This window comes from Rosistilla ulvae (genome assembly GCF_007741475.1).
Lineage (GTDB): Bacteria > Planctomycetota > Planctomycetia > Pirellulales > Pirellulaceae > Rosistilla > Rosistilla ulvae.
The window spans coordinates 2,929,037-2,954,613 of sequence record NZ_CP036261.1 but is presented as its reverse complement, the minus strand read 5'-3'; the positions used below and the strand labels follow the sequence as shown (position 1 = coordinate 2,954,613).

Here is a 25,577-nt window from a genome sequence, read left to right as displayed (position 1 = left end):
AGCTAACCGATCGGGTTTGGCGATATCCTGCTTGCCTGATGCATGATTAGGCAACGTGTTGTGCTGCGGCGTCGCGTTTACTGAGCCGGTGCGGCGACTTCGTGCAGCGTCGCGCCGACGTCTTCGGCGACGACCAGGATCGCAAACTTCTCGGTTGTCGCGAGCTCGGGCGTGCTGAGCGATGTGTAATCGAAACGGCCGCGGAGATCGGTGTAGCCGTCTTTATAGAAGCGGATCTGGCCATCGCGGTGCTTTGCATAAACCTTCACATACGCGCCGCTGATCGGCTGACGGTTGCCGGCCTGCAGCACTTGAACTTGGCCAAACGCTTCGGCCACGTAAGTCGTCAGGTTGCCGCCGTAGTAGAAGATTGTTTGCCGAATACCCTGCCCCGTGACTTCGACCAACAGCGTCTGCTTTGCCAGTTCGGGCGACAAGCGATATTCGAGCGTCCCGCTGGCCGCTTGCAACGTCAGCGGTTCGCTTTCATTGGCGGCGATCATCGCTAATTGGCTGACGTCGTTTTGAATGAAGGGCGTCTTGCTGAACAACAGTTCGAGATCCATCGAATAGAAACGGATCTCCGCTTGGCGAATGTTCTGATGCCGGATCAGTACCGTATCCTGCCGCAGAGCCAATTCGATCTTCGGCTCGTTGGCCGCAGATTGGCTCTGCGCGCTATCGCGTCCCCAGACCGATAGGTCGGCTGCGTCGGCGGTCGGCAACGCATCGGCGGGACGGTCTGCTCCTGCGATTTCCGCTCCGGACATCAGCACCCGCCGCTGCTCCAATTGGTTGCTGAGCTCGGTAAACCGCTGACGCCAGCGTGGGATCGGGAAGCTTTTGTAGTTGTCGGCAATCGCCGCTGCCCGCCTGTAATCCTGAGCGAACAACGCCAGATAGGCGTCCAGATAATCGTATTGCAACTGCGGCGTCGCCTCGTCGCGAGCGACCGTTTCAAACCGTTGGATCGCTTCTTCGATGCGGTTCTGGAGCAACAGGTAATAACAAAGCGCAAGCTGTTGCTCGGTCGAAGGCTTTCGTTGGTAAGACAGCACGTTCATCAGATGGCGATATTGTTGCAGCAGTCGATCGTTCATGATCTCCGGCTGATCGCGGAGCGGATGGATTCGCGACCGGACAAGCGGCGCGTATTCCAAGTGCTCGTACAGATCGCGGTCGACGGGATCGATCGTCAGCAGGTTCGAACGCAGCACCGGACCGCAAGCGGCCACAAATTCGGTGTCGTTGGAAATCAGTTCGGTGATCCGTGGTGCATCCTTGTGATACACCGCGTATCCCCAAACGGTTTCATCCCAAACTTGAAATTCGGTCATCGCGCGGAGCACTACGTCGTAGATCGCCCGGTCGCGCAAACGCGGTGCGACCTGCGTCCAATCGAGCTTCCGCAGATTGGCGGTCTTTAAAAAGTCGGCGATCTTTGCGGCGTCACCACGCAGTGCGATGTATTCCCACGTCTCTTCATCGATCTGCGTCGGATTGTCGACGACGCCAAAGGTGCGCGGCTCGCCCGAAGCCAGAGCCATGCCGTCGGCGGAAACACTGGCTGGATAATGTTTGAACTGGCCAGCCGACGGGAAGTAGAACTGGTACTCGAGCGTCTGCGTGGCGAACGGTTCCAATTCCAGTTGCCGGCTGTCGGTCTCGCGGCCGCCACCCAACGGCATCGCGCCGGCGGGAATCTGCCACAGCACATCGATCTGTTGGATCGTGGGCGTCGGGTTGGTCAAGACGATCTGGCCGAGATAGGGTTGCCCGACGAGAAACTCCGCCGGCGCGAACGCTGTTGGTTTCTCATCGTCTCGCTCGTTGTCGGCTTCAAAGCGTTGGCCGACCAACACCGGCGAATCCCCTTCCAGCGGCCGGACTTCGCGTAATTGTTCGGTCACGACAGCCACGGGATGTGGCGGCGCAAACTGCGGCTGGTCCTCTCCGGCTGGCAGATCGGCCTCGCTGGCGAAGGGGAGCCCCGTCGTGGCAAGCGCGATCAAAGCGGCGGTCCGCGTTTCGGTGGGGACCAACAGTTCGCTGCTGACAAAAGGTTGCGTCACGTCGTGCTCGGCGAGATGCTGCCAGTACCGACCGACCGGAACGAGGTCGGGCGTTTGTTCGATCCGCCTGATCCGATCGTATTGGCTCTCAGCCCACTGACGCGTGGCGGGCAACGGCCGGAAGAATCCACGGCCGGCAACACGCTGCAGATCACTCTCCCGATAGAACAGGCTCATGTTGGCAGCTTCTTCTTTGGATAGCTGTGCTTCCACCGAACGCTTTTTCTGGCGGCTCAATCGTCGCGCGCGGGTACCCGCTTTTTCGTCGGCTTCCATTTCGGGCATCGCGGAGAGCGATTCGGAGACCACGCCGTCGGCGAATGCATCGCCCATGCCTCCCATGCCACCACCAAATCCGAACATCACAGCGCCTCCCTGGTCGTCCAGTTCCAGCCCCAGCAGCGCCGCGTCGATCCGGCTGCGGACCGCATCGAGGTCTTCGTCTTGAAGCGCGATCCGGTTGTCGAACTCGCGCACGACCGCAGCTCGCGAAGAATCGAGCCGCATCGCCAGCAACGCTTTTTCGGCGGCATTCAACTGCTCATATTTCCACAGCTTGGTGTAAGCCGACAGATCCTCTTCCAGCAGCCAGCGATCGACAAACGTCTTCTCCAGCTTGTTCTTCAAATAGGGAAGAACGACGGCATCGAAGAAGGGGCGATCCTTGTGATACAGGAACAGATGCAGCTCATGGCACGCCAAGCGTCCGTAAAGATCCAACCGCTGTTCATTGTTCAGTTCATGCCATCGCGACAGCGGTTCGAACTCGGGCCATCGCTCGTCTTCGACAACGCTGCTGTACAACCGATACAGGTCGCCGACGGTGGAGTAGATCTGCATCCGTGCGGCTCCCAGTTCGCTGAGATCCAAGGGCTTCGCTTGCGAAGCGATCAAGACGGCGCGAGTCTGTGACAGCCGTTTTGCCGGATCCAAGATCGTTCGCAACCGGAGGTCGTTCGGTTGCAGTTGCGGAAGGTCGCGCGTGACGGTCTGTTGCACGATCGAGATCGGATCGCTGACGACGACGCGGATCAGCGAAGCATCGCCCCAGGCGTTCAGTGGAATCGATAGACGGCCGTTGGCGTCGACTTCCAAGTTCGTCAGCACGCTCCCCTGCGTCGGCAGAAAGTCCCAGCTGGCGGAGAGTGAAAGCGGGTGTCCAAAGGGCTCATTGCGGTGCATCGAATCGGCGGGCATCGGCGGAGCGGCCGCGGCGCGACTCTCCATCACATCGCCAGCCATCGCATCTTGGCGAGCGTTTTCGGTGGTGTCGGTTTCCCACGGATTGAGGATCAGCGAGGGCTGGGGCAACAGGTTGCCCGGATATTTGGTCGCATTGCGACGCCGCAACACATATTGATACTCCTCGTCCAAGCGTCGGTCGCTGACAAAACCGCTGGCCGCGATCGAACGCGGTTTGATTCGAGGCGAATAATCGTCCAAGCCGAGGGCCGCAGCGGGAGATTCGCCGGGAAGGTAGCGGCCGCCAAACAGATGCACTCGCGAGAGCGGATTGGCACCGGACAGCTGAACAACAAAGGCGTCTCCTTCGACAGCCGCTTTGGCGATCGAAGTGCTCAGCGGCGGGCGGCGTTCCAGTTCACGCGTCTCGCCCATCAAATAATCGCCAGCGGCAATGCCTGCGGTAACGCGGATCACAAGCGAACGATTGTGATCGTTGTCGACCAACCGATAGTCTCCCGCCGCGAGAGATTTCAATCGCACGGCACCATCGCGAACCGATAACGCTTGGTCGACGCTGGCGTACGGCTGACCAGCCCGTTCTTCCCAGATTCGGAATCGGTCGGCGTCGTCATCTAAATCGCTTGTCGGGATCGCGATCTCGGTCTCCGCCAAGGCGTGGATCTCTGCAGGCCAATGCGATCCCGATTCACGCAGTGGCCAAGTACGCGAAGGCAAGCCGCTGGAGACGGCGGCCAGCGTGTTGATGTCGGTCAGCGGTCCCAGATGCAGCGTCCCGGACTCATCGGTTTGCAACGTCACATCGACGCTGTTGCTGCGGTAGCGATGGCGTAAGCTCAACTGGATCGCTTGTCCGACTAACGGTTCGCCGCTGCGGCCGCGAGCTTCGACCGACCAACCGCCGTCGTGGCGCGCTAAAAACAGGTCGGCGATCGCGTCGGTCTTTTCGGTTTCGTTGATCTTCCACACCTTGATCGCGTCGACTTCGACTCGCTCGCCTCCGCTGCGACTGGCCACCCGTCCGCTGACGCTTGCCGTAATCTGCACCGTCCGTCGCGGGACGCGGAATTGGACTTCGAGTTCCCGGTCGAGAGTGAACTCAAGATCGCGGTACCGCTTGCTGGTGGCGACGCCATCAAGATCGGTCGCGGTAACTTGGACTTCGACCTCTTCGACGATCTTGGGATCGATCGGCCGATCGGCGACCCACAACCGCGGGCGGATCAGGATCTCCGCCAGCTTGCCCGGTTGCAATTGTTGCCGATGCGTATGGAAGCCCGCTTCCAATTTGTAGCTCCCGGCGCGGTGGCGGAACTTGATCGGCATCGCAATCGCGTCGTCGATCAAGATCGCATCGCGGGTCGTGGTCTTGGCGGCGAAAGGAACGATGATCGTCCCCGATTCATCCGCTGTAAATTCCTGCGTTCCAATCTGCAGCCGCGCTTGCGATGCGGGGTTGCCATCCTCGCGGAGGACTTGGAAACGGTGCCCCGCCGCGCCGATCGTCTCTGCAAAACGAAGGTCCCCGCGGCGGATCAGAGCACGCGATCGCCGACCGCCTCCCAACAGATCGACAACCCAGACACCACGTCCTTGAATTTCGGGCAGTTCGATCCGCTGGCGATGACGCCGCAAAGCGGGCAGGTCGTACTTCAGTGAACGACTGTGGTTGGCGACCAAGCCATCGAGATCGATCGCCGTGCTAAGCGGTTTGCGCCCCGCGCGGCAATAGGCTTCGGTGTTGATCCGATAGATGCGGATCATCAATTCGTCGACGTTTTTGATATCGACATGCAGCGCCGCCGGTTCATCGACCGACTGGTACTCCGGATTCGTTGCCGCCAACGTGACTTCGACTCGCTCCTGCAACGCCTTCTGATCCTCCGGCGACAACTGAGCGAACCATTGGTCGCGCGGTTCGATCCCGGCCAACAGCTTGGTTTCGGCAAACAGGTCGCGGAGATATTCCGGACGCAGGTATTGGGCGAAGGCTTCGGGAGAAGCGGCATCGCGAAAAAAGTGTTCCAGATAAGCACGGACCAGCGGTTGGTCGTCGCCGATCGGTGGCAGCATCGCTTGCTGCCGGTAGTCGTGGTCGAGTTCCGCAATCGTGCCACCGAGGCTACGTTCGATCAACTTCGGCAAGACGATCGGGCTTTGCCGTGGCAGGGCCAAGTAGTCGATAAACCGCTGCAACTCGAACTGCTCATTCTTCAGATCGGCCGCGAGTCGATGATACAGAACCGACGCCTTCAAGCCGTTGTAAGCATCGGGTAGCGTTCGAACAAACTCTTCGGCCCGCTGCAGATAGTCGTGGTAGACCTGCGGTTGTTGGCTTGGATCGCTGTCCGCGGACGGACGCAATCGCAACAGGATCGCAGAAACAACTCCATCGTCGCTAGCAACCTCTTTGACCTGCCGGCGGACTTGTTGCAATTCATCCAGCGTGAGCACGTCGTGTATAGGGAGATCGCCAAACTGTTGGTGTTGTGGACGCCGCTGTTGCAGTTCGGTGATCACGAGATCGACGATTTTCGGGAGCGCCGGTTGGTCGAGCCGTTCCAACAACCAACGCAATGTTTGCGGCGAGACGATGTCATCGGGTTGGTCCGCTGCGGTCCAAATCTGCACCAACCGTCGCTGACCTGCGGATGTGAGCGTCTCACGACGCTCGGCAGCTGCAAGCAAAAGTTCATCGCCATCGATCAACGCCGCGTCCAATGAAGCTGGCAATTGCCGCTGGCCGCGGACGCGAGGCGGTTGGTGGTCGAGGTTGACGTTTAAATGACGCCGCAGGTATTCGAGCGTTCGATCGGGAGTCGCTTCGAATTGGAGTAAATGCTGGCGATGCTGCATTCCCAGCAGTCGTGGGTCTTGGTCAAAAGCCTTGTTGGCGGACCAGTCGGCGAGGTAGGCGGCCGCCAGTTCGGGTTGGCCCATCGTTTGATGGTGCAACGCATGAAAATAGTAATAGTCTGCCGAACCGGGGATCAGGTCTTGTAAAAATTGTTGGCGGTCGACAGCCAAGGCGTAACGCTCGATCGATCCGATCTCGGTAGCCCGCGCGGTCCGCTGGGGAATCGAAAACATTCCAACTAACAATCCGATCAGCAGCACCCAATGTTCAACGGCGTGAAGTGACATGAAACGTATCTTTCAGAAGAGAAGAAGTGGTTGACAACCACGGGACAGCCAAGGTTCGCCGCCTCGCGTTCCAGATCGATGGCATCCAACCAGTTTACATCAAGACAGACGCAAGCTTGGGGGAGCGGTTCCCGAAAAAGAAGCCGAACGAACAAATGTGGCGAATTTGCAGCGAGCTGCGAGATTTCCGCGAGACCTTGGCCGACCGCCCGGGTTTAAAAAGCATCAACTCATCCGTTCTCATTCTCTTTTGCAGCACGCCGGGCCGATGTCGGTTCGGGATCCGCTGCCCGCTTCACATTGGAGGTCGACAAGCATGCTTCGTGATCTATTAAAGACAACTCTATTCGGAACGGCGATCGCTATCGCGACAACGTCCGCAGTCTTCGCTCAGGACGAAAATCGAGATCGTGGCGACGACGCTCCACCACGTCGTCCTGCTGGTGAGCACCGGCGACCGGGCGGAGATGTTGAAGCGCCGATGCATGGTATTGAAGGCGAACGCCGTGGCCCTCGTGGAGATACGGAGCGTCCGCAACGTCGTGAAGGCGAACGTCGTGGCCCTGGTGGTGATCGGGGACGCGGCGCGATGGAGTCGCGTCACCATGGCGATATGAATCGCGGAGATGCGAATCGGCCGGATCGATTCGAAGGCGAACGCCGCGGTCCTCGCGGAGATGCGGCTCGCCAGCATCGTCCCGAAGGTGAACATCGTGGGCCGCGTGGGGATCGAGGACCTGGCGAGCCAGAGTCACGCCACCACGACATGAAACGCGGAGATAAATCACCGCGCGATCGATTCGAAGGTGAACGCCGCGGACCGCGTGGGGATCGAGGACGTGACGCGAAAGAGTCGCGTCAACACGACATGAAGCGTGGAGATCAATCATCGCGTGATCGATTCGAAGGTGAACGGCGCGGACCGCGTGGAGATCGGGGATGGAGCGCGAAAGGAGCGCGTCACCACCACGGCATGAAGCGTGGAGAGTCGTATCGGTCTCATCGTTTTGCCAGTGAACGCCGTGGAGCTCGCGGAGATTGGGGACGTGGGCCGTCGGAGTCGCGTCACCACCGTGGCATGAAGCGTGGAGAGTCGTATCGGTCTCATCGTTTTGCCGGTGAACGCCGTGGGGCTCGCGGAGATTGGGGACGTGGCCCGTCGGAGTCGCGTCGCCACCACGGCATGAAGCGTGGCGAATCGTATCGGTCTCATCGTTTTGCCGGTGAACGCCGTGGGGCTCGCGGAGATTGGGGACGTGAAGCGATGGAGCCACGGCACCACCGCGGCGAGAAGAGTTTTAAGCACGGGAAGGGAAAGTCCAAGCGTGGCGAGAAGTCGGCGAAGCATCGCGACGGCAAAAACAAGAAGCTGTCGGCAAAGTCGAAGAATGGAAAACGCGACGGCTCAAAACAGGGGAAAGGGAAGGGAAAAGGAAAGAAGAAGCATCGCGGTGGGGATCGCGGGAAAGGACGCGGGCCTAATTAAAGCAAACTCGACCGTCCGATCGACGGCTGAATCAGATGTCGGTTTGAGCCAACGGAGGCTGCTCCATTAGTGGGGCTTATCGCAGACGCAGTGCAACAACCGCCGCTTGGGATGACCCAACGCGGCGGTTTTGTCGTACCGGTTGCAGGTTTCCCAGACGTGAAACTCGGAAGAATCGTTGCTTTTGAGCCGAATTCGGGCGAGAATGTGGCTTACGATTTGGCTTTGACCGTTGTGGCAATTAGGATTCATCAGTAGCAAAATCCACTCAACGGCGGTCTCCCTTTTCGCTTGTCAAGTTTTCTTGGGCTTCCATGAATCAACTGTGCACCTCCATTGTCCTGATCGCCAGTCTCTTCGTGGGCGTCACCAACGCGTTGGCTCAAGCCCCCGCAGCGATCGACGACGCGGCTCGTTTCGCTCCGGGAATCGTTCGCGTGATCGATGCCCCGCCGGAACCAGAAGAGACGTTTTCGGGACCGCTGCCGCTGCAGGAGTTCCTATCCAATAATCCGCAGATCGATTGGACGGCTCCCGATTTCCCCGAGGGGCAGCCGTTTTTCAACTCCCGCAGCCGCACGCTGATCGAAAAAGCGAAACAGGTCACGCTGCGACGCGAGATCTACGGCTTTGAATTTGCTTTCAAACCGATGCGGCAGATCTACGTCGACATTCCGCAAGCTAGCGGCGTGATGAAACGCAAGCTGATTTGGTACATGGTCTTCCGCGTCCGCTACCGCGGCGGCGACCTGCGATCGAAGGAGGTTGTCGACGAATTTGGCAACAAAACCTATCCCGATATCGAATCGATCGCTTACAAACAACGTCGCTGTTTCCCGATGCTGGTCCTTTCGAACCATGCCAAGGGGAAAGAATATATCGATCGCGTGTTGCCGACCGCCCGCGAACCGATCGCACGGCGCGAACAGATCCGATCGAAATTGCATAACACCGTGGAAATCGGAACCTTAAACATTCCACGGACCACCGCTGCGGATGCTCCAGGCGTCTGGGGATTGGCGACTTGGGAAGACGTCGACCCCGGCACCGACTTCTTTTCGGTCAACGTTCACGGCTTGACCAACGCCTTCCAGACGGTTCAGGAGGAGGGCGGAGAAAAGGTTTTACGAAAAATTTTGCAATTAAATTTCTATCGGCCTGGTGACAGCGTACGTCAACTGGCCGATGAAATCCGGTTCGGTGTTCCCGCATTCGAGGATCCAGCCGAACAAAGCTACGTATTGAAGCAATATGGGCTTACCGAACGGCTTGATTATCAGTGGCTTTTCAGGTAAATTTCCCTCTTCAATTCACAAAACCCCAAACCACCTGGGCTTGTCTGCGTCGCAGATCGGCCCGCAAGCAAAGATACAGGAAGCCCCACAATGGCGCATAAAAAGGGACAAGGCTCCAGCCGTAACGGTCGCGATAGCAACGCACAACGTCGCGGAGTCAAGAAGTTTGGTGGTGAAAAGGTCTGCCCAGGCAACATCATCATCCGTCAAGTTGGCACCAAGGTCCATCCAGGACGTGGCGTTGGCATGGGCAACGACTACACGCTGTTTGCGTTGATCGACGGCGTGATCAAATTCGACCGCGAAGGTCGCCGTGTCAACGTTGTTGACGCTGCCTAGTCGACCGCGTTTCACGCATCCGATTCAAGTTAAAACGATCAACGGCTGTATCGCGTCAATCGCGGGACAGCCGTTTTGCATTGGTATTCTTCCAATTGTTCCATTTTTGTGCGGCGGGCGAGAGTTCTCGACGCCACCATTAGGCCTCTCACTATGTTCGTTGATCGCGTTGAAATCGAAGTAACCGGCGGCAAGGGCGGCGATGGTTGCATGAGCTTCCGCAAAGAGAAGTTCGTCCCGCGCGGCGGTCCCGACGGTGGGGATGGCGGCGGTGGCGGCAGCGTGATCTTGGTCGCGCGCGATGGCGTCAACAGCCTGAACGATTTCGCGGGACGCAAGTTCTGGAAGGCCGAACGTGGAAGCCACGGTTCGGGAGCCAAGCGAACGGGCCGTCATGGTGCCGATATGGTGCTTTACGTTCCGCCGGGAACAACGATCATCGACGCCGAGCAGGGGTTTGTGATCAAGGATATGGTCGACATCGACGACACCGTCGTCGTGGCCCGCGGCGGTAAAGCAGGCAAGGGCAATACTTCGTTCAAGTCGGCGACCAACCAGGCGCCGCGAGAGCGCACGTTGGGCGAATTGGGAGAGGTCCGCAACCTGATCCTGGAGCTTAAATCGATCGCCGACGTCGGCCTGATCGGGATGCCCAACGCCGGAAAAAGCACACTATTGAGCCGGTTGAGCCACGCGCGGCCGGAGATCGCCAATTATCCCTTCACGACCAAACACCCCAACCTGGGACAGGTGAAAGTCGATCGGGATCGATCGTTCATCCTGGCCGACATCCCCGGTTTGATCGAAGGGGCTCACGAGGGTGTTGGCCTCGGGCACGAGTTCCTGCGGCACGTCGAGCGAGCCGGAATCCTGGTCCACTTGGTCGAACCCGAGCCTTCGGACGGAACCGATCCGATCGAGAACTACAAGTCGATCCGTCACGAGCTGACCGAATACACGAGCCAGTTGAGCGAGCGTCCCGAGATCGTCGCCGTCACCAAATGCGAACTCCCTGCGGCCGATGAGGTCTGCCAACGGATGGCGGAAGTCGTCGACCAACGCATCCACCGCATCAGTGCGATGACCGGCGAGGGGCTAAAAGATCTACTGGAAACAATCGCCAAACATCTTGCGGAACGGAGCGAGGTTCCCGGTGGCCAATCGGTGGGCCTCGCCGTCGAGCCTCCCAAACCCAAACGCGTGCCGCCACACCTGTCGGGACCAACCTCGAAATTGTCGAACGAACTTCGAGCTCACGAATACGTCGATGAGAACGAGACATCGTGAACAGTCGCTTTCGCGTCGCGGTGGATGTTGGCAATTCCTCGATCAAAATCGCCTACGCCGTGCCACAAAATGCTGCCGACGGTGACGAGCTGCGCGTCGTTCGGGTTTCGTTGACCGGATCCGATTGGCAGCCTCAACTGGCCGCGATTACCGCTGAGTTTCCGCAAACCGATCTCTCGGTCCAGTGGTTGATCGCCAGCGTCAATTCGGTCGGCTGCGATCGCCTATCGGCTTGGATCGAAACGCATCGCTCGGCCGATCAGGTGCGCGTGATCGATCGCGGTCATGTCGGGATCGAAACCGATGTGCGGATGCCGCAGCGAGTTGGAATCGATCGTTTGCTGGCCGCCCAAAGTGCCTTCCGACTGGCGGGTAATCGATCGGCAATCGTGATCGACGCCGGAACGACCGTCACCGTCGATCTGGTTGCAGCGCCAGGAGTCTTCCGTGGCGGGGCGATCCTGCCGGGCCTGGGGCTGCAGTTTCGCGCTCTCCACGAAGCGACCGACAAACTGCCGCGACTGGAACCTCCCGACGACTTGGCCAGCTTGGAATCGCCGGGGCGCGATACCCAAGCCGCAATGGAATTGGGGGTCGCGTCGGGAATCGTTGGTGCAATCGATCGGTTGGTCGAATCGTTTCAATCGACCTGCGACGTGTCGCAGATCTTCTTGACCGGTGGCGATGCCGGCCGCTTGTCCCCGGCGATACGCAGCCCGCATCGCGTCGTCGTCGACATGCCGCTGCGTGGCCTGTACGGTATCGAACTCGCGGATCCCTCCTCGCCATGAACGCTTCGGGCAACGACGCTGCACTACAAACCTGTGTCCTGACACCCATCGGCCGCGGCGCAATCGCAACCGTCGCGCTGCGAGGTGCCGCCGCCGCCGAGATCGTTGGCAAATACTTTTGCCCCAACGCGGGCAGCACGAACCTGCCGATCGATCGAATTCGCTATGGCGTCTGGTCGCGCGACGCCGATTCGGCGATTGGCGAATCGATCGTCGTATGTGCAACGGCCGAAACCGAGATCGAAATCCATTGCCACGGCGGCCGCGCGGCGGTCGAAGCGATCGTCGGCGACCTTGTCGCGGCAGGAGCGGAACGGATCGGTGGCGACAACTGGCTGCGGGGGCAATCGGACGGCTTTGTGAGCAGCGAGTGCCAGCTCGCGCTGGCCGCCACGCAGACGCCAACGACCGCGGGAATCGTGTTGGATCAAATCCGCGGTGCGCTGGCGACAGCGACGCAAGCGGCGATCGAACAACTTCAATCGCAGAACCTTCAAGCGGCGAGCCAGGAGATCCAAACTCTAATCGATCGAGCCCCGCTGGGACGCGGCGCTGGCAAGCCGTTTCGCGTCGTGATCGCGGGACCGCCAAACGTCGGTAAAAGCAGTCTACTGAACCGGTTGCTCGGCTACGATCGCGCGATCGCCTACGATCAACCAGGGACCACGCGCGACGTATTGTCCGCCAGCACAACGCTTGGTGGTTGGACGATCGAGCTGCGCGATACCGCAGGGATCCACGAGACTGCAGAGGCGATCGAACGCGAGGGAGTTCAATCGGCTCGCCGTGAAGTGCAATCGGCCGACGCCGTCTTGATCGTCGTCGACGCATCGATCGGCTGGACGCCCGAACACGACGCGATCGCCAAACTGGTTTCGAATCCGATTCGAGTTTGGAACAAGGCAGATCTGATCGATATGGAAGCGATGCCGGATGCGGCGGAAAAGATTTTCACCAGCACGCTGTCACAGGCGGGGATCGACGACCTGATCGCAGCGATCCTGCAGCAATTGATTCCGCTGCCGCACGCGGCTGGAATGGCAGTGCCGATCACCGATCGGCAGATCGATTGTCTGCAAGAGGCTCAGGCCGCGATCGCATCGAGCGACGCAACCGCCGCGACGGCTCACTTGCAGCGACTGCTGCGCGGATAATCATCCGACGCCGCGGAGCGGAAGAGGCAACTGCTTCGCCGCCATCTAAGGCCAGCGAAGCGATCTCAGATGCTTGACCTAGCGTCGGTCGCCGAGAGCTCGTAACAGGAAGTAGGCCAGCATCATCAGCGATTGCAGCGTGGCAGCAACGTAGGTCAGCGCCGCGGCGTTGAGAACCTTGGAGACAAGCGGCAAGTCCCGTTCGGCGATGATCCCCTGGGCGACCAGTTGGTGTTTGGCGCGGTTGCTGGCGTCAAACTCGACAGGCAAGTTGATGACCTGGAAAAAAGCAACCGCTGCAAACGCAAGCACTCCCACCCAGACAAGCGGTTGCAAACCAAACGCCAAACCGACCATGGCGACCGTGCCGCCGAGTCCCGAGCCGATGTTCGCCGCAGGCACCGCAGCGTTGCGGATCACCAAGGGGGCGTAATGCATCGCATCTTGCATCGCGTGGCCTGCCTCGTGGCAAGCGATTCCGACGGCGGCCATCGAATTGCCACCATAGACATTGCTGCTCAGACGCAACACCTTGGCTCGCGGATCGTAGTGATCCGACAGTTCGCCCGGCGTCTGCTCGATACCGATCTGCTGCAGTCCGGCCGAATCGAGCATGGCGCGAGCGGCTTGGAAACCGGACATCCGCGCCGGCACCTGGCTCATCTCATGGTAGGCGCTTTTGACCCGCCACTGGGCAAACATTGCCAACAGCACCGGCGGGATGACAAACAAAAACCAAATCGGGTCGAAGTACATTTCGCTAACTGCCAAGAATCTGAAATCGCCGGGAGGTTGCTGCCACGATGGCACGCCAACATCGACGCTTCCCAATCCAGATGCAACTTGTGTGCCAAATCACCCAAACCGGCGTGTCCGATTTGGTGCGAAATGTCCCCACGGCGCGCGTCGCCGGAGAGGGGAATCAGAGATTGACGATCACGGCATCCAATGCAACGTTGTCGCGTGGATCGTAGCGATGGAAATATCGGGTAACACGGCGAGAGAGAACGTCGAGAAAATCTCGCCGGAATTTCGCTTCGGTCGTCTCGGAAGCATATTTTCCGGTGTGAACGGGGAAGGTGAAATCGTCCAAGCTGCGACGGAACTCCTTGCGTCCAGTGGCGACATCGTAAACGGTTGTCGTCACATTGGCGCGACCGCGATAAAGCGTTTGCCCCTCGCGAAGCTTCATGCCGGTCAGCTCGATGGCAAGCACCTTCTTGGCTTTGACCCCTTTGCCGAGCGCGACAAAATCAAGCTCTTCCCAGCCGTTGATGTCTTTCCAACTGTCGACCTCCTCCTCGGGGACCAGATCGAACCCATCGACCTCGATCTCCATGTACTCTCCGACCTTGCGAGTCAGAGTGCGCGAGGTGATGTCGTCGCTGTATTGGCTGCCATCGGTGATTACCACGACGGCAGTTCGTTGGCCAGCGAGGCCCTTGAATTCGGCCGGAGTTAGATCGGCGCCGACCGCATACATGATGGTCGTCAGGGCGCTGGTGCAACCGACTTGGGTGAAGATCAGCGACGCTAACAAGACGCAAACGATTCGTTGCGCGAAACGAGGTCTCATGGGGATTCCCTTCACCACTGCGACTTCCAAATTTTTTCTACTCAAATCTGCCTAAACGATCCGCAGGATCCAGTCGATCCCGGCGGCAAGCATCGCACCCATCAGGCCGATTGCGAGCCACCACGTCTGTTGCGGGTTCACAGGTTGGCCCGTGTACGCCACGCGGACAGCACCCACCGTGACTGCGGTCGCTAGCGCTGCCAGCATGAACCCACCGGGGTTCACGCGGATGCTGGAAACCCATTGCCCGCGGACGTAGTGCGACCACGATGTCGTCATACCACACGCAGGGCAACGCATTCCCAACAAAACACGCAGTGAACAAGGAGGCAATCCGAGCTGGTGATGCGTGCCGAGTCCCGCCGGGGCGGGACGCAGCCAAGCGGCGGTTGCCAGCATTGCGGATAACCACATCGCCAGTCCTATCGCTATCGTCCGGCCTCGCCAGCCGAAAAGCCTACTTGCGAATGCGACCTTAGCGATTTCCGGCGTTTCGATGCAAGAGACATTAGAAGATGATTCCTGGTCGGGCTTCACCGCTTCTCCGTCGCCAGCTTGCGGAAATAGGCTTCGATCGCTTCGCGGTAATGCGTCGGCAAATCTTGGCTGATCTTTTGCAACGCCTCTTGCCGCTGTGCCGGCGGAAGATTGCCCCACCCGTCGCGATCGCCAAGCTTTTTGCGGTCGACGTCACCAGGGCCGCTGCCGCCGGCGATCTGGCTGTCCTCCATCGCTTTGGATTGCGATCCGCCCTGGCTGCCGCTTTGAGCTTGCTGCATCTGCTGCTGTTGTTGCTTCTGCTGCTCTTCCATCTGCTCGATCATCTTGTCCAATTTATCGATGATCTGTTGTTCGCGTTCGACGACCGGATCGCCGGCACGGCCTAGTTCCAAACGCCGCGAGACATCGTTCATCAGTCGAGCGATCTCGTCCAAGGAGTCTTCTTTCAGCGGTTGGATGTCGGCCAGCATCAGTTCCGCTGTCCGAGCGAACCGCTGGGGAATCTCCGCTTTGCGTTGCAGCAGTGCCGACAGGTCATCGACGGCTTCGTCTTTCTTCAGCAGAGCGTGATAGCAGGCGCCGCGGTAGAACAGCAGTTCCGCCGGTGCGATAACATCGGTCGGTTCCAACGGTTGCAGCAACGGAATCGCTTCGTCGAACAACCGCACGCGAACCAACGCGCGGCCAGCCCATAATCGAGCTTGGTCGCGAACGGGAGGAGCAAACGCTAGAAACGGATCGTCGCCGATCGAGCTGGGAGACTGTTCGATCTGGCTCAGCTTTTCAGCCAGCTTCGGTAGCGCGGCGACGCTCGCTTGGATAAACGCATCCAACGGGTCCGCTTGGCCGGCCTGCATCAAATCTCCCAACGCCCCAAGCGCCGCTTCGATCTTCGTCGCGTCGAGCCCTTGTTCGGTCAGCCCCAGTTGCATCGCTTCGGTCACCCGAGCGTCGTCGGCCATCGCCCATTCGGCTTCCTGTTGCAACGAATCATCGGCTGCAAAAGCTAGCGAAAGAGACGATGACATCCAGGCAACCAACAGTGCGGCGACGTGGGTAGCGATGCGTTTCATCGGACGATCCATATATGAGAGTTCGACATCAGACCAATTCAGCATAGCACAAACCAAACGACCAAATCGTTGGGGACGTGAAGCTGTGGGCGGAGCGTTCGCGACGTTCAACGATTCTTTTTCAGCACGATATCACGCGTCACGCGATACAGCCGCAATTGGCGTTGGGATAATTCGTCGACCAGTTCCCCCAGTTCTGCGGGTACTTCCGACGTTCCATCGGGCACCATCTTGGCATACCGTTGGGTCGTCTTTTGGATCCGCGTCTCGAGTGTCCGGATCAACTTCAGTTCCGCGATCGGTTGAACCAGCGGCGATTCGCCAGGTTGCCCCTGTTGCGGTTGCCCCGGCGGCTTGGGCTTGTCCTTCTTTTCTTCCTGTTCGCGTTGGGCCTGTTGCAACGCGGCGATCATCTCCTCGATCGCCGACAAGATATCCTCTTCGAGTCCCTGCGTGATCGGGCCGATCTTCGATTCGGCCAACCGATCGGCCACATGCTGCATGTCGCCTCGCATCTGTTGCACCACCTCGGGAAATGCAACGCTGGATCCCTCTTCCTTTAAGACCAACAGCGCCCGGTCGGCTTCCAGAATGATCTTCTTCTCTTCGAAGGCCAAGTTCCCGGCGCGGATATCGACCGACCGATCGCGAATTTCCGCTGGAATCTCATCGAGTTCCTTGGTCCGCTCGTAAACCACGGTCTGCATCTCGGCCATTTTGCGAAACCTCGCTTCCAACCGCGCCAGCTCGCGTTCCTTCTCCTCTTCACGCAACTGTCGCAGGATTCGGTCGAGGTCTTCGATCGCCTGACGCAGCAACTGTTCCGCTTCGCGTTGCTTCTCCACGGCCCCTTCGCGTTTCGCATCTTCCAACTGCTGCTCGGCTTCTCGCATCTTCTGCTGAGCCTGATCCAGTCGCTTGGCTGCGGAGTCTTGCGGCGTCTGGGGTTGCTCTTGTTGTTCGTCCTGCTGCGGTTGCTGCTGCGAATCCTGACCCTGTTGTCCCTGTTGGAGTTGGCCTTGTTGCGGTTGTCCCTGTTGAGACTTGCCAGCTTCGGACGGTTTCTGCTCGCCGCCGGGCTTGGATTCACTATCGGACTTTGGATCGCCTGACGATTCCTTGGATTGTTCCGACGGTTTGCCATCGGACGGCTTCGATCCCTCTTTGGGCTTCGAGTCGTCAGCAGGCTTTTTGTCGTCGCTAGAGGATTCCTTCTCCTCGCCATCGGACTTTTGATCGTCCGACTCGGAATCTCCCGAGGGCTTCTGACCGTCGGATGGCTTCGGTTTTCCCGACGATTCCTGCGAACCCTCCCCTTCGCTCGGCATCGACTGTTGTTCGGAATCCTTCGACTGACTCGATTCCCCTTCTTGCGATTGCTTGTCCGACTGGGAATCTTGCGACGCGTCAGAGCCCTCTTCCTCGCCGCTCAGTTCATCGCTCAGCTCTTTGGTCTTTTCAGCGATCTTCCCCTGTTCATCCTTGAGTTCATCGGTATCGACGCCGTTTTCGGTCCGCGCTCGCGTCGCGGTCTGTTGACGCAAGCGGCGTTCAATATCCTGCTTGATCCTTTTGATACGGTCCTTCTCCTCGCGGATCCGCTCTTGACGATCTTCGGTCAACAACAGCTTCAGCAGGCCGGCAAGGTTTTGGCTGGCGGTGGATTGATTTTCGATCGCCAGTTGAAATTGCTTGCGGTCCAAAGCTTGGGAGGCTTCTTCGAGCTGCTTCAGCACAAACGTTTCGCTCGATTGTCGAGCCGCCCGTCGCAGCAGTGCCGCTCGTTCGGGATGCGTGCTCGCTTCGACATCGGCCAGCCGAATCAGCAGCTCTTCCAGACGCTTGTAATTGTCGGCGACTTGGGTCTGCCGCTGCTGGATAGTCGGTCCCTCGGGGCCAGGCGGATCAGCAGGCGCGTCCTGTGCCCGCAGCGATGCGGAGGAAAGCCCAAGCAGCCCGAACACGAGCAGAGCGACAACGGTCAGCTTTTGAAGAGTCGATGTTTTCATTAGGCTTGGGTCCCGCAAACAGGAACAGAATCGTGGCGGTTCGTCCGACCGATATCACCGCGGTCGCCGGTTTAATTTCAGACCGTTTCTATCACCGCAAACTACTGAGGCTTGAACAGATCCAAAACGCGGCGTTTCTGTTCATCCTTCGTATCATCGATCAAGCGGTTCTGCCGATCGATCAAATCGCGGACGATGTCTAAAATCTCATTGTAACTTTCCAAGTCTAACATGCTGTCCAGGATGGCCGTCAATCGCAACAGCACTTCTTCCGCCGCATCGACCGATTGCGTCGCCACTTCGGGACCGCTGGCAGGATCGCGGGCGACGCGGCCTAGATGCTCGATCAAGTCGCGAAGCGATTGCATTTCACCACCGACAACACCTTCTAACGGCTGTTGCACCTGGCTGGTAATCCGCTGGCGACGGTCGACCGAATCGACGCGGTTATTTTCCATTTCGAGGATAATATCCCCCAACGAGGCGGCGATTCCGGTCAACTCTTCGCTGGTTTTATTCGCTTGCAGCGAAGACTGTTGGACTCGTAAGACCCTCAATTGCTCAGCCCGCAGCGATTCTTCCTCGCCCCCCTGTGCCGTGGAGGTCGCCGATTCGACAGCCGTCCAGTCGTCGGTGGCGATCCTTTCCAAGACGTCGCGAAGCTGGCGGATTTCGTCGATCGATTGTTCCAACCGCGCCCGCAGTCCCAATTCACGGCGTTCCAAACGGCCCAACAACTCTTCTGGGGAAACCACGTCCAGTCCATACAGATCGCTTTGCGTCACGTGTCGGTCGGCAAGGCTGTAGCGATCGGTCGCTTCGGCAAACAAATTCAATCGCTCTCCCGGAGCCAGCGGCTTCATCACATCGTCGGCCGACAGCGCCCGCAAATCGACCTGACCGGCGTACGATCCGTCGCGATCGGGTTCGACATTCCGCAACACCGGTTGCCCGTTGGGCTGAGAAGCGGGGGCCAACGCGATCTCGGTGCGGCTGAGTTCGTAATCGTCCTTGACCTTCCCCTCAAACGGGATCTTGGCGACCGGCGTGATCGCCGAACCGATCCCCACCAGATTCAACGACACCTCCGGCGGTTGATCGTTGACCACGCCCAAGAAGAACCGAAACGGCGCCCCCGCAGTGATCTCCTGTCGGTCGACCGGCAGCAACAACAGCGCCTGGTCCTCGGCGAAATCGGGCAGCGACATGCTAAAGCTCATCCCATCCACGGCAACTTCCGCCGACAGGACTTTGCCCTCCCCATCGACGCCACGCAACATCACGTCGACGCGCGACAACGGTTTACTACTCTCCCCGATCACTTTCAGATCGGATCCTTCGCGGATCCGCAAACCGGGGGCGTAATTGACGACTAGATCGGCCGCATCGGATGTATTCTGCGGATCGCGAAGGTATTCGGGATACCGGCACTGAATCTCCAACTGAGTGACCGCGGGCGGATCGACGGCAAGCACCTTAAAATCGCTGAGCCGATCGTCCAAGCCGCGGACGGTGAAGCGGACATCTTCGGCCAGTCCATCCAACGGCGGTCCATCGAGCGAAAACTCTTGATACCCGTTCCGCTGCCCCCCGACGCGGCGCATATTCGCTTGGCCGCGTTGTCCCGAAGCGGTTTCGTAATGCACGGTGCACAACTCGGGAACGACGCGGTCGTCGGCGATCGCTCGGACGCGAAGCGTTGCCGAACCTCCGCGAGCCAGTCGCAGCTTGTGGTCCTCGAACGTCAACAGCTTGATTTCCGGCGGCGCCGACGAATCGGGATCGGCAAATGAAACGATCGGGACTTCGACACCCACCATTTCCAACTTGGCCTTTCGCGGCCAAGGATCATCGCTCAAGGTCAACAACCGCGAGATCGCGTGCGATGCGGTCGAAGGGGTGGCGAGCGCGAAGACGATTACCGCCAGCAGCATTACGACGGCCGCGATCGCTTTGTGCAGCAACGGCTTCCATTGAAAGACGCGGCGCACATCCAACGCGTCGCTCATCTGAGCCGCTTCGCGGCGGACGTGTTCGTACAAAGGCCGCGAGTGCGCATCGAGGTTCGATTCAGCGCGAGCCAATTGCACGCTGGTCATCAACCGTTCGCCCAGTTCGGGATGCTGACGTTCCAACAACAGCGCCAAGCTCTCATCGGGCAATTTGGCCGACAAGCGTTCGCCTAACATACGGATCGCCAACACGACCAGCACGACAAACAACGCGACCAACAACAAGATCCGCGCCGAACGCGGCATCTCCAGACCGCCCAACAGGATCGGTCCGTAGTCCAACAACAGCCCGCCCCAGAAAGCGGCACCGATGACGACCAACGCCGTCAGCACAAAGTCGGCGACGATGTACTTTCGCACCATCGATCGAAGTCGCTGGAGCACGACTTGCAATTGAGGATGAATCGATGATGAGTGATTTGGTTGAGGCATGGGGCGGTTGATTGCGTTGGTCGTTCCGTTTTTCGAAAGGATGTTGCGGTGGCAAGTCCACCACATCGCGGCGTTGCGTTAGGCCAAACGATTGAGCCGCCTCAACAGCCATTCCAGCGTCAGGGCACCACCGATCAACCACAACAGACTGGCGTTGCGTCGGCGGTGGAAGTCGCGATCGGGCGTGCCGGGCAAGATCGTCGTTTGCGGTCGCGGTTCGATCGCATCGACCAAGTCCAATGGATTGCGAGTTTCGGATCGGGGACCTTCGCTGCCCGAACCCTCCGCGAACAGCCCGCCGGTCGCAGAGGCCAGAGCCATCAAGGGTTCATCCCCCCGCTGCGGCCTTTCCAGTTCCAGCGTCGGCAACAAGATCTGCACCGGTTGGCGAAGGATTTGTTCGTCCAGAGCATCCCCCAACAGCAACTGCAATTCGAAACCGCCCGATTGCCGAGCGACAAATTGGCCGCCGTAAGTCCCCGGACGCGGCTGGCCTTCCAGCGGACGCAGGATCACTTCCTGCTTGGCACCCGATGGCGAGACGAGTTCGGCGGTGACACGAGGTTCGGTCAACGGACGGAATTGGGCGTCGGTCAGGACCGCGCGAACCGCAATCGTCTCGCCGACCATCGCCCGAGGCTTGTCGACTAACAAGACGCCGCGGGTCGAATCTCGCAACAGCCGTCCCTCGGTCGCCCAGCGAATCAATTTGGTGTAGTAGGTTTCAAAATAGGAATCGCTGACCGCTCGCAGACGCCACATCTCGCCGCTGCCCTGAAAGAAGACGCGTCCCGAGCCGTAGAATTGAGAGGCCAGGTAGATCGGAAAGCGTTGGTCGATCGAGGTCGTCGGATCGGAGAAATAGGCCAACACCTTCGCTCCCGGTTTTGCATCTTTGACACCGACAAAGTCGTAGACCCCGCTGAACTCTTCCCACACGCTAGCGCTATCGGCGGGGTTGTCGGTCAGCGACAGGAACTCACTGCGTTGCCCATCGGGAGTGAAACGCAGGGGCCACGGCGTCGTGCCGCCAACGCGGCCGCTGTCGAAGATCGGTCCACGTCCCGCCAGACTGACGGGGAAAAAGCCCTTGATCGTCGTCGCGCGTACATCGCCACGCAAGCGACTCCACTCGGGAAGATGGACCGGCCCAGCGACCAAGATCAGACCGCCCGACATATCGGACAACCAACGATCCAACAATTCGATCTGGGCTGCTTCGAAGGCCATCCAATCGGGATCAAACGCCACGATCGCGTCGTATTCAAACAACTCTTCGGCCGACGAAGGCAACTCGGTCAGGATCTCGCTCGCCTCCTGGCTCATCCCTTCCTGCCCGGTCTGCAGCAGAACGTCGACGGAGACTTCGCGATCGCGATGCAACAGATTGCGAACAAACCGATATTCGCGAGTTGGCCCCCCCGCGATCAACAGCACACGCACCTTGCGAGCCACGACTTCATAACGCGCATCGCGGACGTTGTCCTCGGGACGTTGATCCCCCGCCGCTCCACGCAACCGCACGGCGAGCTTGCGAGCCCCGATCGATGGCGGATCGAGATCGAACCGGATCCCGCTCAACTTGCCATCTTCGTCCAACAGAACGGTCTTCGTATCGATGATTTCGCTCGGTGGGCTTTCTCCATCGGGTCCTTCAAGGATCTCGACGTCGACTTTTTTGCCCATCATTCCGCTGGCTTGCAAGACGACCGAAAGGGCGAACTTATCGCCGGGATAGACGCGCCGCGGCAGGTCCAGATCGACGATCCGAACGTTAACAGGTGGCTTGGGCGATCCAAAACCGATCGGGTAGACCGGCACGCCATCGCGAGCGGCAAATGCGGCCGCGTCGTCGATCGGAATCCCAGCGTTGTTCTGTCCGTCGGTCATCAAAAGGATGCCAGCCAGGGTCGAAGGATCATGCCGCCCCAGAACACTGCGAACCGCATCGCCGATCCGGCTGCTGGCCCCCGATGCAATCAAGGTGTTCCGCCAGTCTTTTACCTCCTGCGTCTTTTCGCTTTCGAGACTCTCGGTCGTTTCATCGACGTCGACCGGCGGTGCCGCAAAGCCAAGCAACTGGCGAAAGGATAGAGACGTCTCGATGCTCCAGACCGATGTCAACAAGACGGTTCCCAACAACAGGCTGATCGTGCTAGCCAGGATCAAACCGCTGGCCCATCGCCAATGCAGCAGCGGCGCGATACCCGATGCCAAAAGCGACAGCAAGCCGAAGCCCAACACCGCCGCACCAACAAACGCAATCCGCACCAACGCAGGACGCCGCGCCGTCGTGGCGTTCGCGGAATCGACGTCTTCCTCACCCTGCTCGGTTGCATCGGTCGACGACTCCGCCTTGGCGATCGATGCCAGTTCGCGAATTTCCGTCGAATCATCAAAACCATAGACAGCAACGCGATGTTCCGCCGCAACCGAATCGAGCCACGGCGTGTCTTGCAACAGATTGGCGACCGCCGCGATCCGCGCCTGCGAATCGGGAGCTTGGTCGGCTGGCAGCGACATGCTTTGGCTGGTGTCGATCAAGACGACAGCTTCGGATGGTCGAACGACCTGCTGTTGCGCGCGGCGTTCGAAATTCAAAAAGAAGAACATCAACGCGACGATCGCCGAAAGTCGCAGAATCAGCAGCGCCAATCCGGTCGCCCGCGGCAGTTCCGCAGTGTCGCGTCGGTATAGACGAGCGATCACCAGCAGCAACAGGATGCTGCCGACAACGATTGCCGCCCAGGTCCACCATCCGGTCAACGAGACCAATCGCTCGAATTGGTAAACGATCTGTTCAGTTGCATTTTCGCTTGTGGGCTCGTTCATCCCTTGGCCCTCAACGGTGGATGGTAGCTGCCGAAATATCCGAGCACTTGCTCGCCGATCATCATCGCGGCCAACAGCGCCAACAGGATGCCGGTCCGGCCACCACTGTCGGATTCGCTGGCGTTGGCCATTTGGCCGGCATCAAAAAACGTGACCATCGTCGGACGCAGCGTCCGATCGAGTTCCGACCGCCCCACGCGACGCAGATCTCCTTCGCCATCGGCGATCACCGACGCCACCGGGCGGACTTCGCGAGAGCCATCCAAGCGGGTCAGCCACCATTCGAAGATCCCTGGTTGCAACAGTGTCGTGACGTCGACCGAACCATCGATCGCGGCGACCGCGGGAGAGAGATCCAATTCCAACACTTGATCGTCCTCGCCAGGCTCGGCTTGCAACTGCATCGACAATCGTGGCGGTGCCGTCGCCGCGGCCAATAGGTCGACGCTGCGGCCGTAGGATTCATTTCGCATCCGTAACTGCATCGGATCGCTAACCGTTCGCGAGGTGGATGGATTGGCGGTCGACCACAAAAACGCGTTGGCTCGCAGCAGGAAGACGACAAACGTGGGATCGCCGGTCCAATTGGTCCAATTGCTTTCCAGATCGGCCAAAACGGTTACGATCCGTCCCTGCCCATTGCGATGTTCGACGACAAACGGGAGATCGTCGCGGCGACGAATAACGGTCCGCACCCCCAGTTCCAGATCGCGATCGGTCTCCAACGACATCGACCTCGCGACGCGGACCAAACCAAACGCCCCTTCGCCAGCGGATGCCAAGGGTTCGACGATCGGATGCGTTCCGGCGGGCAACAGGTCGGGCGTCGCTTCGCCCGAGGGCAAAGGCAGGTCTTTGGCTGCGTTGAATTTCCCCGGCAACCAGCCTGGATATCTGTCGATCAAGCGATTGTAGTTTTCACGATCGACCGCATCGCCCAAGAAGATCGCCAACCCGCCCCCCGCGGCGACGTAATCGTTGATCGTTCGCGCGACGGCGTCTTCGATCCGCGGCAGGTTCAACAGATAGATGACGCGGTACTGCGCCAGTTCATCGCTGCGGACCGAGTTCAAAAAACTGAGCGGCCGCACCTCGGGAATCGCTCCGGTGCGAACCTGCCCGCCGGGATTTAAAACGCTGGCGACAAAATAGGCGCCGCGGCCTTCGATATCGCCATCGACGATCAATACTTTTTGTTGGTCGATCAACGGCAGCGTGCAGCTGCGCGTGTTGTCGGCGGCCAGAATGTCCTCGGGAATCGAAACGGTCAGCCCGTGGGTTCCCGGTTCGGCGACGTAAACCTGGAAACGCTTGGTCACTTGTTTCCCCGGTTCGATCTTCTCAAACACCATCGCCGGCAGCGAATCGGTCGGGCCAGAATAGAGTTGGTCGGTGCGCGGCGTTGCGACTTCGCGACCGTATCGAATCAACTCCGCTTCCAAGCTGACATTGGTCGCCGTCTCGGTGCCGTAATTGCGAACTGTCGCTTCGACCATCACTGGGACTCCCGCGACCCAGACGTCTTCGACGGGTTGCAATTGCGTGATACCGAGATTGGCACCGGGCAAGGCGGCACAATCGACCATCCGGATCTCGGTCCCCGCCTTGCTGAGTTCCTGCAGGCTGGCGTTGATCCGTTCGGGGCTTTCCCAATCGTGTTGCCGCAGATCGCTGAGCACATACAAGACGGTCCGGTCGGACGAGGTCGCTTCGGCCAAACCGGCCGCCAATTCGACAGCTTGCTCCATTCCTCCCCCCAGCGAACTGGGACTGGTCGCCATCAAACGATCCAAGGCGCGGTTTTCAGCGCCGATCGTTTGAGCACTCAAATCGGCCGCGGCATCGCCGGCGTTGGATCCCGCGCCGACAACCAATTCCGCGCGGCTGGTTCGGATGACGGTCAACTGATGCGAACCGTCGGCGGTCGTCAATCGTTTGCCCAACGACTCCAGAGCGCTCAAGGCACGCCGGTAGGCCGATCCACCACCGCTTTGGTCGGACATCGACAAACTGTCGTCCAACAGCACGATGTGATGATTGGTCTGTCCGCCCAACGCGTCGAGCCAACCGGCTCGCCCCGCCCAACCAGCCAACATCGCCACCAACAGGCCAACGACGGCGGTTCGCATCAGCAGCAACAACAGCTGACGCAGCCAGATCCATTTGCGCTGCTTGCGGTAACTGGCTAGCAGGAAATCCATCGCGGCCCACTGTCGACGTCGTTGGCGCAAGACGTTGATCAGATGGACCAGAAACGGCACCGCCAGCAACGCAAAGCCAATCGTTAGCGTGGGGAACAGGAACTGCATGTGGAATGAAAGTTAGGGTGGCAAATGGAAGGAACGGAAATCGAAGCGTCGGACGAGGTGGA

The 25,577-nt window shown here is 59.4% G+C and carries 16 protein-coding genes; 6 read left to right on the top strand and 10 right to left on the bottom strand.

Features of this window, described 5'->3' with window-relative positions:
• Positions 1–77: 77 nt before the first annotated feature.
• Positions 78–6,419, bottom strand: a complete 6,342-nt coding sequence (locus tag EC9_RS10480) for a hypothetical protein (RefSeq protein WP_145344827.1) — start codon at positions 6,417–6,419, stop codon at positions 78–80.
• 343 nt (positions 6,420–6,762) lie between these two features.
• On the bottom strand, positions 6,763–7,131 hold the full coding sequence (locus EC9_RS10475) for a hypothetical protein (RefSeq protein WP_145344824.1): 369 nt from the start codon (positions 7,129–7,131) through the stop codon (positions 6,763–6,765).
• 366 nt (positions 7,132–7,497) lie between these two features.
• Between EC9_RS10475 and EC9_RS10470 the strand changes: the two genes are divergently transcribed.
• The 6 genes from EC9_RS10470 to EC9_RS10445 all read left to right on the top strand — a co-directional run bounded on the left by EC9_RS10470 (position 7,498) and on the right by EC9_RS10445 (position 12,771).
• The gene (locus EC9_RS10470) at positions 7,498–7,905 is read left to right on the top strand and encodes a hypothetical protein (protein WP_145344821.1); all 408 of its coding nucleotides are present in this window, start codon (positions 7,498–7,500) and stop codon (positions 7,903–7,905) included.
• 314 nt (positions 7,906–8,219) lie between these two features.
• A complete protein-coding gene (locus tag EC9_RS10465; RefSeq protein WP_145344818.1) occupies positions 8,220–9,200 on the top strand; it encodes a hypothetical protein in 981 nt (326 codons plus the stop codon).
• Positions 9,201–9,290: 90 nt separating this feature from the next.
• Positions 9,291–9,539: a 50S ribosomal protein L27 gene (rpmA, locus tag EC9_RS10460; protein ID WP_145344816.1), complete on the top strand. Its 249-nt coding sequence runs from the start codon at positions 9,291–9,293 to the stop codon at positions 9,537–9,539.
• Between the two features lie 153 nt (positions 9,540–9,692).
• Entirely contained in the window at positions 9,693–10,826 is a 1,134-nt protein-coding gene (gene obgE, locus EC9_RS10455) for a GTPase ObgE (RefSeq protein ID WP_145344813.1), read from the top strand.
• Entirely contained in the window at positions 10,823–11,617 is a 795-nt protein-coding gene (locus tag EC9_RS10450) for a type III pantothenate kinase (RefSeq protein WP_218934715.1), read from the top strand. The genes obgE and EC9_RS10450 overlap by 4 nt, the downstream gene beginning before the upstream one ends.
• Positions 11,614–12,771 (top strand): GTPase, encoded by a 1,158-nt coding sequence (locus tag EC9_RS10445; RefSeq protein ID WP_145344806.1) that lies wholly within the window; start codon positions 11,614–11,616, stop codon positions 12,769–12,771. The genes EC9_RS10450 and EC9_RS10445 overlap by 4 nt, the downstream gene beginning before the upstream one ends.
• Positions 12,772–12,849: 78 nt before the next feature.
• Here the strand turns inward: EC9_RS10445 and EC9_RS10440 are convergent, their stop codons facing one another.
• The 8 genes from EC9_RS10440 to EC9_RS10405 form a co-directional block, all read right to left on the bottom strand.
• Positions 12,850–13,542: a zinc metallopeptidase gene (locus EC9_RS10440; RefSeq protein ID WP_246106062.1), complete on the bottom strand. Its 693-nt coding sequence runs from the start codon at positions 13,540–13,542 to the stop codon at positions 12,850–12,852.
• 151 nt (positions 13,543–13,693) lie between these two features.
• The gene (locus EC9_RS10435; protein ID WP_145344803.1) at positions 13,694–14,347 is read right to left on the bottom strand and encodes a hypothetical protein; all 654 of its coding nucleotides are present in this window, start codon (positions 14,345–14,347) and stop codon (positions 13,694–13,696) included.
• Between the two features lie 51 nt (positions 14,348–14,398).
• Positions 14,399–14,761 carry a DUF2752 domain-containing protein gene (locus EC9_RS10430; RefSeq protein WP_145344800.1) on the bottom strand — a complete coding sequence of 121 codons (363 nt, stop codon included), beginning with the start codon at positions 14,759–14,761 and terminating at the stop codon, positions 14,399–14,401.
• Between the two features lie 119 nt (positions 14,762–14,880).
• Positions 14,881–15,921, bottom strand: a complete 1,041-nt coding sequence (locus tag EC9_RS10425; protein WP_145344797.1) for a hypothetical protein — start codon at positions 15,919–15,921, stop codon at positions 14,881–14,883.
• 107 nt (positions 15,922–16,028) lie between these two features.
• On the bottom strand, positions 16,029–17,930 hold the full coding sequence (locus EC9_RS10420; protein ID WP_246106061.1) for a hypothetical protein: 1,902 nt from the start codon (positions 17,928–17,930) through the stop codon (positions 16,029–16,031).
• Between the two features lie 101 nt (positions 17,931–18,031).
• Positions 18,032–20,374 (bottom strand): polyketide synthase, encoded by a 2,343-nt coding sequence (locus EC9_RS10415; protein ID WP_145344794.1) that lies wholly within the window; start codon positions 20,372–20,374, stop codon positions 18,032–18,034.
• Positions 20,375–20,452: 78 nt separating this feature from the next.
• Positions 20,453–23,206: a vWA domain-containing protein gene (locus tag EC9_RS10410; RefSeq protein ID WP_145344791.1), complete on the bottom strand. Its 2,754-nt coding sequence runs from the start codon at positions 23,204–23,206 to the stop codon at positions 20,453–20,455.
• Positions 23,203–25,515: a BatA domain-containing protein gene (locus tag EC9_RS10405; protein ID WP_145344788.1), complete on the bottom strand. Its 2,313-nt coding sequence runs from the start codon at positions 25,513–25,515 to the stop codon at positions 23,203–23,205. The genes EC9_RS10410 and EC9_RS10405 overlap by 4 nt, the downstream gene beginning before the upstream one ends.
• Positions 25,516–25,577: the final 62 nt, after the last annotated feature.

Bases quoted from the DNA above. Each gene is read 5' to 3' on its own strand.
- rpmA (WP_145344816.1), top strand. From the start codon at position 9,291: ATGGCGCATAAAAAGGGACAAGGCTCCAGCCGTAACGGTCGCGATAGC.
- obgE (WP_145344813.1), top strand. From the start codon at position 9,693: ATGTTCGTTGATCGCGTTGAAATCGAAGTAACCGGCGGCAAGGGCGGC.
- EC9_RS10430 (WP_145344800.1), bottom strand. From the start codon at position 14,761: ATGTGGTTATCCGCAATGCTGGCAACCGCCGCTTGGCTGCGTCCCGCC.
- EC9_RS10405 (WP_145344788.1), bottom strand. From the start codon at position 25,515: ATGCAGTTCCTGTTCCCCACGCTAACGATTGGCTTTGCGTTGCTGGCG.
- EC9_RS10415 (WP_145344794.1), bottom strand. From the start codon at position 20,374: ATGCCTCAACCAAATCACTCATCATCGATTCATCCTCAATTGCAAGTC.
- EC9_RS10420 (WP_246106061.1), bottom strand. From the start codon at position 17,930: ATGAAAACATCGACTCTTCAAAAGCTGACCGTTGTCGCTCTGCTCGTG.
- EC9_RS10465 (WP_145344818.1), top strand. From the start codon at position 8,220: ATGAATCAACTGTGCACCTCCATTGTCCTGATCGCCAGTCTCTTCGTG.
- EC9_RS10425 (WP_145344797.1), bottom strand. From the start codon at position 15,921: ATGAAACGCATCGCTACCCACGTCGCCGCACTGTTGGTTGCCTGGATG.
- EC9_RS10410 (WP_145344791.1), bottom strand. From the start codon at position 23,206: ATGAACGAGCCCACAAGCGAAAATGCAACTGAACAGATCGTTTACCAA.
- EC9_RS10445 (WP_145344806.1), top strand. From the start codon at position 11,614: ATGAACGCTTCGGGCAACGACGCTGCACTACAAACCTGTGTCCTGACA.
- EC9_RS10435 (WP_145344803.1), bottom strand. From the start codon at position 14,347: ATGAGACCTCGTTTCGCGCAACGAATCGTTTGCGTCTTGTTAGCGTCG.
- EC9_RS10475 (WP_145344824.1), bottom strand. From the start codon at position 7,131: ATGTTCACCTTCGGGACGATGCTGGCGAGCCGCATCTCCGCGAGGACC.
- EC9_RS10480 (WP_145344827.1), bottom strand. From the start codon at position 6,419: ATGTCACTTCACGCCGTTGAACATTGGGTGCTGCTGATCGGATTGTTA.
- EC9_RS10470 (WP_145344821.1), top strand. From the start codon at position 7,498: ATGAAGCGTGGAGAGTCGTATCGGTCTCATCGTTTTGCCGGTGAACGC.